This window comes from Caballeronia sp. S22, from assembly GCF_964261745.1.
In the GTDB taxonomy this organism is placed as follows: Bacteria; Pseudomonadota; Gammaproteobacteria; order Burkholderiales; family Burkholderiaceae; genus Caballeronia; species Caballeronia jiangsuensis.
Genome location: NZ_OZ180040.1, coordinates 745597 through 757312, shown reverse-complemented (window position 1 = coordinate 757312; position 11716 = coordinate 745597). Strand labels below are relative to the sequence as shown.

The window sequence follows — 11716 nt, the reverse complement described above, 5'->3', positions numbered from 1 at the left end:
TCTGCCGGCGAGAAAGTTTGTCCATCATTTTTGCCGCCGTTAATCTGCATCGAGTGCGACGCGTAGATTTTAAGTCGATCGGTCTATGACATGACAAATGCATCGGAAAAACAGAACTTCGATTCGGAGCGGGCCTTCGATAGCGCGGCAACTCCGGAGCACGTCCCATCGCCCGCACCGGCGGCAGGTGTGCCAGGAATCGGCATTGCGGCGGCCGCGCAAGAAATGGGTCTGGCGAAGGACACGCTGCGTGTCTGGGAACGCCGCTACGGCTTTCCCCAGCCGATGCGGTCTCCCGGCGGCGAACGGCTGTACCCGCAGGAACAGGTGACAAAGCTGCGGCTCGTCAAGCGGCTCCTCGATGCGGGGCACCGACCGAGCAAGATTCTAGGACAATCGATCGACGTGTTGCAGCACTTGGCCAAGAGTGCCGGCGTCGGACGGGATGCGTCGGAGGCGGAGCTCGATCATCTGATCGCACTGTTGCGCGCGAGCGCCTACGACGAGTTCCGTTTTGGCGTGCTGAAGTGGGCGACGCGCGACGGGCTTCGGCGCTTCGTGCTGGACGTCGCGGCACCGCTGTCGGCGCGTTTCGGCAATGCTTCGGCGGCGGGCACTTTGAAGTCCTACCACGAACATCTGTTCAGGGAGACCATCCAGTCCACACTGCGCATGTTGATGGACCCGCTCTCCGAGGCTGTGCGCGGGCGCGGCGTCCGGCCGCGCGTGCTGCTCACAACGCTCTCCAGCGAACGGCACGGCCTCAGCACTCTGATGGCGGAAGCAATGTTCACGCTCGCCGAATGCGAGTGCGAGTGCCTTCGACTTAGCTGGCGGACGTCGCTGCACCATGTCGTTGATGCGGTGGCGGCGCATCAGATTGATATCGTGGCACTCCCTTTCACTGCGACGCGCCCCCCGCAGTCCATCGTGAATGGACTGACCGAACTACGCAAGCGGCTTCCGCCGCACGTGGGCGTCTGGGTCGAAGGAAGCACCCCGGCGCTGCGCCGCAAGTTTCAAGACGGCGTGCAACACCTGACAGACTTGACGCTGATCAATGAAACAGTCGCGGAATGGCGACGATCGACCGTTCAATGACGACGCCGAATCGCGGCTACGAGCGTCATGTTACAGGTAGGTCTTCCGGACCCCCGCAATAGCGGGCGCTCCTCGCTGACGATGCTATTGGCGCGCGAATCGATCCGCCTGTGCGCAGCCTATCTGAAGCGCTGCTTCGACGACGGCGCGGACGAAACCGCGCGCGCCGCAGGGCGAACGAGCGCGCAACGGCGAATCGGCGATCATCGGAGAAGGCGATGCCGTCTGGTCGTTCGTCCTAAGATGCGCGCCCGGGGCATTTGCTCGGCCCGATAATGGGTGGCGTTCGAACGGACGATCGGTTCTCATATACGCATGCGGTCGCTGCGAGCGCTGACAACGGTAGAATCGGTTCTTGGCAGTCAACCGGTACCGAAGAACCATGAGCGACACTGAGAAAGCGCAGGCCACACGTCAGACGGAGGAGCAATTCCGGATTCTCATTCAGGGAGTCACGGACTATGCCATCTTCATGCTTTCGCCGTCGGGCATCGTGACCAGCTGGAACGTCGGTGCTGAACGGATCAAGGGCTATCGTCATTCGGAGATTGTCGGCCAGCACTTCTCGTGTTTCTACACCGACGAGGACAGGGCGGCGGGTGCCCCGGCGCTCATCCTTGCAACGGCGGCGACGGAAGGACGCGTCGAGCGCGAAGGCTGGCGGGTGCGCAAGGATGGGAGCCGTTTCTGGGCGCACGTCGTGGTAGATGCCATTCGCGACGAGGGCGGTTCGCTTGTCGGCTTTGCCAAAGTGACGCGCGATATCACCGAACGCAAGGAGGCGGCCGCCGCGCTTGAAAAGGCCAACTTAGCGCTGTTCCAGGCACAAAAGATGGAGGCCATTGGACGGCTTACGGGCGGCGTCGCTCATGACTTCAACAATCTGCTCGCGGTGCTGTCCAACGGCTTGGAGGTTCTCGCCATGCAGTCGCGTACGCCGCTCGACATGAGGATGGTCGAAGGCATGCGCCGCGCGATCGAACGCGGTGCGACGCTGACGCAACAACTGCTATCGTTCGCGCGTCAGCAGCCATTACAGGCGGAAGTGCACGACGTGAATGAGCTGATCCGTGACTTCGAACCCATGCTTTGCCGGGCCGGCGATCGCAGCACGGTTTGCGAGTTGAAACTAATCGCGGCACGGCTACCCGCACTGGTCGATGCGGCACGGTTCGAAACGACCCTGCTCAACCTTGTCGTCAACGCCATCGGCGCGATGCCCGAAGGCGGGACGGTAACGATCACCACCGATACTGTCGAGTCGGATAGGGAAGTCACGGCGACGCTGCCGGCCGGTTCATATATCCGGATATCAGTCGCGGATACCGGCGCGGGTATGCCGGACCACGTCCGGGCGCAGGCGTTCGAGCCGTTCTTCACCACCAAGCCGCCAGGTAAAGGCACGGGTTTGGGGCTCAGCCAGGTTTACGGATTTATCGCCCAGTCGGGTGGGGACGTCGTCATATCAAGCGTGGAGGGGAAGGGTACGACGGTCCATCTTTATCTGCCCACTGCAGAAGCGCAGAAAACAGGCCGCACGGTGACGGCTGCTTTGCAAGCAGAGACCGTTCTGCTAGTGGAGGATGAGCCCGACGTACTCGGTCTGGCAAGCGAGCTGTTCCGTAGCATCGGGTACAAGGTTCTGGCAGCGAGCAGCGCCTCAGAAGCGGCAACCATCCTTAAGGAGCGCACGGACATAGGCGTCGTCTTCACCGATATTTCCATGCCGCATGGTATCAGCGGAATCGAGCTCGCGCGGCTGGTCCGATCGGAATATCCGGCAGTGAAGGTGGTATTGACGTCCGGCTATCCACTTGCCGTATTGCGCGGCGAGCACGCTGCGCTCGGTGAATTCACGTTCGTCCACAAGCCATACAGGCTTGCCGATCTGGTGAGGGCACTGAGAGCCTGATAAGCTTTTCCGTTACCTGTCCTCGGAAGTTGACCGTTCAGCGTGCATTTGCCGCGTCCGATCAATGTCTGAGATCTCTCGGGTTCTGACTCGGCCCTCGGAATGGTCAGAACCCTTTCGGCCGGGGGCTATTCTCGGCTTTTTTACGAGTTCATCGGCACGCGCGCAGTCTGCGAATTTCGCGCACAATCGAACGGGCAGTATCACCGCAAAACGAGCGTTCAACAAAAACCCAGATGACTGTTGTGCCTTCGAGGCCGCCTTTCGCTTGACTGCTGGACTGTCGTACGAGCGGCAGAAACCTGGAGCACGCTTTTCGCTGAGGGGATGTACCCAGTGTCAAAGAAGCGCTCGGCACTGAAGCGCGGCTCCGCAGCGATCGCCAAAGTCCCGGCCTTAGCGAGACTAATCGAGGACGAAATTCGCTTGTCTCTACGTACGGTGGGCAGCAAAACGCTCCATCGCTAGCGTCGTGTCACTGGGGCAAATCCACGCCGACACTACCGCGATAGGCTCGCCGCATCGCTTCGGTCCTCGGGTCTGCGCGCCGCGAGAGACAAGCGTTCAGAAGGCTTTATCAAACATATGTATTCCTAATGAATATGCGCTAATTCGCTTTATGTCAAGTCTAGCTGTCGAACAGCGAAAGTCTTCTATGAAAGGAATTGCGCCGTCCAAGTACGACGCAATGACGCAATTCCGTTTGTCTCTTTAAAACGCCGGCTTCACCGAATCAATGTTTTCCTTCGTGACCCGCACGGTGGGTAATACGACCTTGGGTGGCACCTTTTCGCCCTTTAAGATCTTGACCGCGACAGCCATACTTTCAGTACCGGCGGGCGGATACAGCCACGTCGCAGCCTCATCGCCCGAGCGGATCGCTTCAAATTCCTCCTTCTGCCCGTCGAGCCCGAGCACCTTGATCTCGCCCGATCGGCCGCTTTCTTTGATCGCCTGGATCGCACCGAGCGCCATCTCGCCGTTCGCTGCGAACACGAGATCGATTGTGCCGGCCGGATGCGCCTGCAAGATGTTCTGCATCGTCGCGTAGGCTTTCGGGCGGCGGTAATCAGCGGGTTGTCTTGCGATCACCTTGATGTCCGCCAATTTTCCGGTCACCGACGTCACACCGCCAATACGATTCACCGAGGTCTCGTCACCCGGAATCCCTTCAAGCAAGACAATGTTGCCTTTGGGCTTGCCATACTTCTTCGTGAGCGATTCGACAATGTATTGACCCGCGTCCGCGCCGAGCGCCCGGTTGTCGCCTGAGACCATCGTGATGGCGCCGGCATTCTCGATGGGTTTGCCGACAAACATGTACGGTACTCCTCGCTCCTTCAATGACGCCAACTCCTGACGCAGCCCTTCGGCTTTCCCGGCTTGCACGAGCAACAGCTTGATGCCTTTGGATTCCATGTCCTCGATACCGGCGATCTGGCCCGCGACGTTGCCCTGCCCGTCGGTGGCAAGAACCTTGATACCGGCGGCCGCTGCAGCTTCGTTGATCTGCTTGCGCTGCGTCGCAAGCCACGGATGATCGAGGCTTTCCTGCGAAAGTCCGATCGTGTCGGCAGCAAGCGCGCTCGCGGCACTACCAAATACGAGCACCGCGGTGGCTGCGAGCTGCATCATTTTTGCATTGAACATGGTTGTCTCCTTGACTATGGAACCGCTCTAGCGGCCTTTTGAACGATTAAGTTGCGCGTGGATCAACACCGCGCCAACGATGATTGCGCCCTTCACGATCAACTGTGTATAGGCGGGGATGTTGAGTAGATTGAGCAGGTTGTTCAAAACGCCGATTAGCAAGACACCGACGATCGTGCCGCCAATGCCGCCCGAGCCGCCCGATAGGCTCGTGCCGCCCACGACCACAGCGGCAATCGCATCGAGTTCAAGCCCCTTGCCGAGATTCGCCTCGCCGATATTGAGTTGCGTCGACATGACGAGGCCACCGAGACCTGCGAACAATCCGGAGAGGCAATAGGCGATAACACGAACCTTGTCCACCGGCACGCCTGACAAACGTGCCGCCTCTGCATTGCCGCCTACCGCGTACACATGTCGCCCATAGCGCGTCATCCGCAATATCACTGCCGACGCGATGGCCATGACGATGAACAGCAACGCCTGCACCGGCACGCCAGCGAGCTTGCCGCGCCCGATCCACGAAAGCGACACCGGCACGCCGATGACTGGTTGTCCATCCGAATACGCGAGGCCGACGCCAACGAGTGCCGTCATCATCCCGAGCGTGACGATGAACGGCTGGATGCGGCCCTTCGTCGTGACGAAGCCGTTGGCCCACCCGCACACGATGGCGATCGCAAGGCCGCCAGCCAGCGACGCGAACGGCCCATAAGGCTTGAGCCCGGCAATCGCGAGCGTGGTGAGCGCGAGAATCGATCCCACCGAAAGATCGATGCCCGCCGTGAGAATCACGAACGTCATGCCGAGCGATGTAAGTCCGACGACCGACACCTGACGCACAACGTTTAACAGGTTCTCCGCCGTGAGGAAGTAAGGCGAGGACACCGCCGCCGTCACGCACAAAAGTATGAAGATGCCGAGAATGCCGAAACGCTGGATAAGTTCGATACGCCGATAAGCACCGCTAGAAAATCGCCCGCTCGAAGTCGCGCTAGAAATGGGTTCTACTAATGCCATGATTTACCTCGCTATCATATGAAGGACCGACTCTTCCGTCGCGCCGTGTGCGGACGCTTCTCCGGTGACCGCGCCGTCGCGCAGCGCGACGATGCGATCGGCCATGCCGAGCAACTCTGGCAATTCCGACGAGATCAGCAGCACCGCCTTGCCAGAACGTGCGATCTCGTCGATCAACCTGTAGAACTCGACCTTCGCGCCGACATCAACGCCGCGCGTCGGCTCGTCCAGAATCAGAAGCGTGTAATCGTGAGCGATCCACTTTCCGAACACGACCTTCTGCTGATTGCCTCCGGACAGTGTGCCGACGAGTACCTCCGCGCTGGACGCCGAAACGGCCAGTTGCTTGCACACGGACGCCACCCGCGCCTGTTCGCGGCGGCGATTGATGAATCCAAACCGGCAAACGCTGTCGAGCGTGGGAAGCATTGCGTTCTCGCGGATGCTAAGGCCGAGTACGAGTCCTTGCGTCTTACGGTCTTCCGGCACCAGTGCGACGCCTGCGTCGATCGCCTGCGCAGCCGTTTTAGGACGATGGATGCGACCTCCGAGCGATATCTCGCCCGATTCGATGTCGTCGAGTCCGAAGATCGCGCGCGCCACTTCCGTGCGCCCCGCGCCGACGAGTCCCGCCAGTCCCACGATTTCGCCTGCTCGAACGCTGAAGGTGACGTCCTTAACTCGTTCCGCGAGCCGTAACGCCTTTACATCGAGCACGATGTCGTTGCCGATCGCGTTACCGTCATCACGCCGATCGGGAAAGCGCGTGTCGACTTCGCGGCCCACCATGAGACGGATCAGCGACGCACGGTCGAGGTCTGCCACCTTGCGCGTGCAGACCGATCGTCCGTCCTTCAGGATCGTGCAGGTGTCGCAGAGGTCGAAGATTTCATCCATCCGATGTGACACATAGAGGATCGTGACGCCATCGCGCGACAACGCCCGCACGACGTTGTAGAGCAGCGTCATCTCGTGATCGGAGAGCGTCGCAGACGGTTCGTCCATGATCAGCACGCGAGCCGAAACCGCGAGCGCCTTCGCGATCTCGACGAGTTGCTGTTCAGCCACCGACAGCGTGCTGACACGCCTGCGCACGTCGATCGGTGCGCCGATGCGCGCGAGCAGTGCCTTGGCTTCGCTGCGCATGGATGCGCCATCGAGGAATCCGTGCGTGATTCGTTCACGGCCAAGGAAGATGTTTTCGGCGACGCTCAACGCGGGAATCAGGTTGAATTCCTGATAGATCGTCGATACGCCCGCGTCCACCGCCTCGCTCGGCGACGCGGGTGCGTAGGCCGCGCCATCAAGTATGAGTTGGCCTTCGTTGGGAGCGATCGCACCGCTCAGGATCTTGATTAACGTCGATTTTCCCGCGCCGTTCTCGCCGACGAGGGCATGCACAGATCCCTTGGCACATGAAAATTCCACACGATCCAGCGCCCGTACGCCGGGGTACGTTTTGCTGATTCCCTTCACTTCCAGAGCGTTCATGGACGGCCTCTGTTGCGCATTGGTGACGATGAGTCGGATCAGGCGATCTGCAACTGAATCTTCAAGACATTCTTGTCTTCAGCCAGTCGCTTGAACGCAGCCTGAACGTCATCGAGCCGATAGATGGTGGTGAGGAACGGCGCGACATCCACGCGTCGATAGCCGAGCAAGGTGGCCGCTTCGTGCATGTCGTCGCCCATGCCGGCGACAGTCCCTTGCACACCCTGCTCGCGCAGCACGAAATCGAGCGCGGAAATCCTGAACGTGTGGCCCGGTTTGGCGAGACCGAACGCAATTACGCGGCCTCCGGGACGGATCAGTGTGAAGGCCTGCTCGTAGAGTTCAATCGAACCAACGCTCTCGATCGCGACATCCACACCCCGTCCATCGGTCGCCTCGCGCACGGTGGCGTCGAGTTGCGCAGGATCGGTGACGACGAAATCCGCGCCCAGCTCTTTCGCAAGTGCCGCGCGCTGCGCATTCGGCTCGACGACGATCACAGGCGCCGCGCCCGCGCGCACCGCCAATTGCATGTGCATCTGGCCGATGGGACCGGCTCCGATCACCAGCACGCTTTCGCCAAGTCGCAGATGTCCTTTGCGGAACGCGCGCACGATGCACGAGAGGGGCTCGACCATCGCGCCCTCCTCCACGGGCATCGCAGCGGGTAGCGGAACGACCGCATACGCTGGCACGCGCACGTACTCAGCCATGCCGCCGTTCACGTGGATGCCGAGCTGGACCATCTGCGTGCAATTGAGGATTTCGTTCTTGCGGCAATAGAAGCAACTGCGGCATCCGAGATTGATGTCGGCAGTCACGGCCTGACCTACCCTCAGGCCTTTCACCGCCGAACCGACTTCAGCAATCGTCCCGGAGAACTCGTGCCCGGGAATCAGCGGCAGGCGGTCGCTGGAGTAGTTGCCGTGATAGATGTGCAAGTCGGTCCCGCAGATGCCGCAACGCTCGACCTTGATTCGCACGTCGGACGCTCCGCATTCCGGAACCGGCACGTCGCGCAACTCGAACTGCATCGGAGCAACGAGAACAGCAGCTTTCATGACTTCTCCCTGACGATAAAACGTTGGCACGAGCTGACCCCGGCGCCGCGGCAACGTGCAGCGGCGGAAACAGGCGCGCACGATAACGGGTGAGTTATTGCGGTGTGGGCGCGTCCTGCCGGATCAGTTCGCGACGCTTCAGCTCGTCCCAGAACGCGGAAGGGATGTCTGCTCGGAAGGTCTGCAAGTTGTCTTCGAGCTGGGCAACGGTACGGACGCCGGGAATATTGGTGGGGATCGCCGGATGGCCGAGCACGAACTGCAACGACGCTGCTTTCAATGGCACCGCGTATTCGTGACACACCTGCTCGATCTTGCGAACCCGTTCGAGAATGGCTTCCGGCGCGGGCGAATAGTTGTATTTCGCGCCGGCAATCGCGCCTGTCGCGAGGATGCCGCTGTTGTATCCGCCCCCGAGGATCACGGATACTTGACGTTCTTCGCATAGCGGCAGGAAACCATCGAGCGCGTCCTGCTCGAGCAGCGTGTAGCGGCCCGCGAGCAGCAAGCAATCGAAGTCGTTTCGCTTGATCGCTTCGTGCGCGACCTGCCATTCGTTGACGCCTACGCCAACCGCTCTGACGACGCCTTCGTCACGCAGCTTCAATAGCGCCTTTGCCGCGCCCGACATCGCCGCGTCGAACATTTCAGGCTGCCGTTTTCCATGCGTATAGGCGTCGATGTCGTGGATCAGCGCGATGTCGATGTGCTCGAGCGCCAACCGCTGCAGGCTGTCTTCGATCGAGCGCATTGCGCCGTCGTAGCTATAGTCGAAGCTCATCTCGAACGGCAGACCGTCGACCCAAGGCGCGAAGTCGATCTCTATGCGTTTGCGCGGCTTGAGAAGCCGACCGACCTTCGTCGAAAGCACGTACTGGTCGCGCGGATACCAGCGCAAACCCTGCCCGCAACGCGCTTCGCTCAAACCGTGGCCGTACATCGGCGCGGTGTCGAAGTACCGCACGCCGGCATCCCACGCGGCCTTGATCAAGGCCATTGAATCTTCTTCCGAAATCGGCCGGAAGATGTTGCCAATCGGCGCGGCACCGAAGCCCATCAGCGTCGTTTCGAGTTCCGAACGCGGCCATTTACGTTTTTCTGCTGGATTCATCGTTGTCTCCTGTCGACGCGAGGTGGCGCTTTCGCCCTTGCCCTGGTGCCGTGTAAGTAGTGCGACTGCGAGTTGATCGTTCGCGAATCTGTCCGGCGTTCATAACCCACCGGATAGTTACTTAGGCCTCATCCTAAGCGCTGTTGCAGGATCAATCAAACGGGGTTTTCCCGGAGCCCCACACGTCGTTGGGTTGACCCAATGAGCGTGCGTGCTGCATACCGTGCCAGATGGGGGGACTTCCGCATAGGCGTCGTCTCGGCACGCGGAGGGCGCCGGCGTTGCGAACACCATTGGGCGCCCTGATGAGCTCCTACTGGCAAGCCCAGGATCCTCACGCATCCACGGTCAGAGCCGGTCGTCGTAACAGGTCCGCGCTACCTGGTAGCGGGTTAGGTTTGTCCGTTGACCTTCGGCGTTGTCTCTCGTGTCATGCCGTCGGTCGAGATGGGAATCGCCATGCGCCCGAGCAGTGGTCCTTTACGCATGTGACGTGAGTACGCGAGCAGTCGTTCGCCGCACTTGAGCCTGTCCAAGATATTCAAGCCGCCGGGTTGTGGCTATGCCGGCACGGAGGTCCTTGCCACCGAGCCCATGTTCGGCTATGGCCCACACAATTGTCTTGGCAGAGGACAACGAACGTCGATTTAGTTATGCGCGGTGACGACGCGGAGCCCAGCGGTCAGGCAACCTCTCATATCTGCTCCGCTAACTCACCAGGCGGCTGGCGGCAAGCCGCTGGGATCTTGTTTCAATCTTTTGCTGATTTTGTGTTTCCGATTGGCGCGATCGACCGCTTTGCCTTGCCCAGTTTCGCGTCGGCTAAAGTCTGCGTCCGGATTCGGCGGTATTCCCGCTGGTCGACGGGCACGGCACCTGGCTTGCCCAGATCGTTCAGGTGGATGCGGTAGGTTTCTCGTGCAGTAAGCGCAGCGACCGCCGCGATGATCGTCGCCACGAACGTGATGGCACCGATTGTGATCGGAACGTTGGCTGACCCTCCCGGGGGTGCCACGGCGACAAACAACGCAGGCAGCAGCGCCGCGATGGTTATTCCGACGTTATGCCCGATCGCCACGCCCGTGACCCGATTTCGAGTGCGGAACAACTCGGGATAAAAACTGGGGAAGATAGCATTGAAGCCCTGGTAGGCGACGCCCCACATCAGCAGCGCCATGATGATCGCCAAGGGCGTGCTATGGATGCTGATGGAATAGAGATAGCCGAACGACAGCAGACCGGAGCCGAGTGCACCGACGACCGCCGGAAGTCTGCGGCCAATTCTGTCCGACAGATTGCCGACATAGGGAATCAGGATTACCGCCAGGATGTTGCCGAGCACCGGGATCCACAGGTAGACGTCCGCATGGAAGCCGATCCCATAGGCTGGCTGCACTGCATACGCAGCGCCGAAGATCGTCGCCACCACGGGAATGACGGTCGTCAATGACATGCATGCAACGCGCAAAATGTTGGCCCAACCGTCGGTGAAGGCATGGATGATCGGCGACTTGGCAATCTCGCCGTGCTCATCCTCTTCGACAAAGGCCGGAGTCTCATCGACATCGCGTCGAATGAAATAACCCGCGACGATGATAAAAAAACTCAAGATGAAGGGTATGCGCCAGCCCCAGGCAGTGAACGCGTCGGTCGGTATGAAGTGCGCGAGCGGCAAGAACACCGCAGCAGCCAAAACCTGGCCAGCTTGCACACCTTGCAGCGTGAAGCTCGCGAAAAAGCCGCGCCGGCCGAACGGGGCGTGCTCAAGAACCATTGAGCTAGCACCCGCGATTTCTCCGGCCACCGCAAAGCCCTGAATCAAGCGCATGGCGACCAATCCGATCGGTGCCCAAAGGCCCACTTGCTCATAGGTAGGCAGCAGGCCGACGGCCATGGTCGAAAAGCCCATCATGAACATGCAAAGAATCAGCACGTACTTGCGGCCGTGGGTGTCGCCCAAGTGACCGAGTACGAGCGCTCCGATCGGACGCGCCACATAGCCGACACCGTAGGTTGCCAGCGACGCGATAATGGCAATCTTGGGATCGCTCTTCGAAAAAAAGATCTGCGGAAAAATAAGTGATGCCGCCGTGGCGTAGATGAAAAAGTCGTAGTACTCCAGCATCGAGCCAATCCAGCCGCTGGCAGCGGCTTTCTTCGACTGGTGCCTGCCTTTCGGCTCGTTATTCTTTGCGTTGGCCATGTGTGTCTCCGAGGTGATAAGCCGCTTCGCTAACCATCGCCAGGTGCTGCTGGGGATAGGTAGCGTAATCGCGGGATGACGTCAGTGCGTATGACGGGTGTGATGGCGCTCGAGCTCAGGCGGCGATGGTTCGCCGTCCTTGAACGCCCACTACCTTGAAAAGCAAC

At 60.3% G+C, this 11716-nt stretch carries 8 protein-coding genes; 2 read left to right on the top strand and 6 right to left on the bottom strand.

What is annotated here, in order from left to right; translation table 11 throughout:
* Nucleotides 1-90 precede the first annotated feature (90 nt).
* Nucleotides 91-1101 (top strand): MerR family transcriptional regulator, encoded by a 1011-nt coding sequence (locus tag ACEN42_RS41885; RefSeq protein ID WP_371884211.1) that lies wholly within the window; start codon nt 91-93, stop codon nt 1099-1101.
* Nucleotides 1102-1483: 382 nt separating this feature from the next.
* Nucleotides 1484-3013, top strand: coding sequence for a PAS domain S-box protein (locus tag ACEN42_RS41880; RefSeq protein ID WP_371884210.1), 1530 nt, complete (start codon nt 1484-1486; stop codon nt 3011-3013).
* A 711-nt stretch (nt 3014-3724) separates the two neighbouring features.
* Here the strand turns inward: ACEN42_RS41880 and ACEN42_RS41875 are convergent.
* The 6 genes from ACEN42_RS41875 to ACEN42_RS41850 all read right to left on the bottom strand — a co-directional run bounded on the left by ACEN42_RS41875 (nt 3725) and on the right by ACEN42_RS41850 (nt 11549).
* A complete protein-coding gene (locus ACEN42_RS41875) occupies nt 3725-4663 on the bottom strand; it encodes a substrate-binding domain-containing protein (protein WP_371884209.1) in 939 nt (312 codons plus the stop codon).
* A 27-nt stretch (nt 4664-4690) separates the two neighbouring features.
* Nucleotides 4691-5683, bottom strand: a complete 993-nt coding sequence (locus tag ACEN42_RS41870; RefSeq protein WP_371884208.1) for an ABC transporter permease — start codon at nt 5681-5683, stop codon at nt 4691-4693.
* Between the two features lie 3 nt (nt 5684-5686).
* Nucleotides 5687-7174, bottom strand: coding sequence for a sugar ABC transporter ATP-binding protein (locus ACEN42_RS41865; RefSeq protein ID WP_371884207.1), 1488 nt, complete (start codon nt 7172-7174; stop codon nt 5687-5689).
* Nucleotides 7175-7212: 38 nt separating this feature from the next.
* Entirely contained in the window at nt 7213-8235 is a 1023-nt protein-coding gene (locus ACEN42_RS41860) for a zinc-binding dehydrogenase (RefSeq protein ID WP_371884206.1), read from the bottom strand.
* A 94-nt stretch (nt 8236-8329) separates the two neighbouring features.
* Nucleotides 8330-9346, bottom strand: coding sequence for an aldo/keto reductase (locus ACEN42_RS41855; protein ID WP_371884205.1), 1017 nt, complete (start codon nt 9344-9346; stop codon nt 8330-8332).
* A 751-nt stretch (nt 9347-10097) separates the two neighbouring features.
* Nucleotides 10098-11549 (bottom strand): MFS transporter, encoded by a 1452-nt coding sequence (locus tag ACEN42_RS41850; protein ID WP_371884204.1) that lies wholly within the window; start codon nt 11547-11549, stop codon nt 10098-10100.
* Nucleotides 11550-11716 lie beyond the last annotated feature (167 nt).

Coding starts and splice junctions, on each gene's coding strand:
- ACEN42_RS41850 (WP_371884204.1), bottom strand. CDS start 11,549: ATGGCCAACGCAAAGAATAACGAGCCGAAAGGCAGGCACCAGTCGAAG.
- ACEN42_RS41865 (WP_371884207.1), bottom strand. CDS start 7,174: ATGAACGCTCTGGAAGTGAAGGGAATCAGCAAAACGTACCCCGGCGTA.
- ACEN42_RS41860 (WP_371884206.1), bottom strand. CDS start 8,235: ATGAAAGCTGCTGTTCTCGTTGCTCCGATGCAGTTCGAGTTGCGCGAC.
- ACEN42_RS41870 (WP_371884208.1), bottom strand. CDS start 5,683: ATGGCATTAGTAGAACCCATTTCTAGCGCGACTTCGAGCGGGCGATTT.
- ACEN42_RS41855 (WP_371884205.1), bottom strand. CDS start 9,346: ATGAATCCAGCAGAAAAACGTAAATGGCCGCGTTCGGAACTCGAAACG.
- ACEN42_RS41885 (WP_371884211.1), top strand. CDS start 91: ATGACAAATGCATCGGAAAAACAGAACTTCGATTCGGAGCGGGCCTTC.
- ACEN42_RS41880 (WP_371884210.1), top strand. CDS start 1,484: ATGAGCGACACTGAGAAAGCGCAGGCCACACGTCAGACGGAGGAGCAA.
- ACEN42_RS41875 (WP_371884209.1), bottom strand. CDS start 4,663: ATGTTCAATGCAAAAATGATGCAGCTCGCAGCCACCGCGGTGCTCGTA.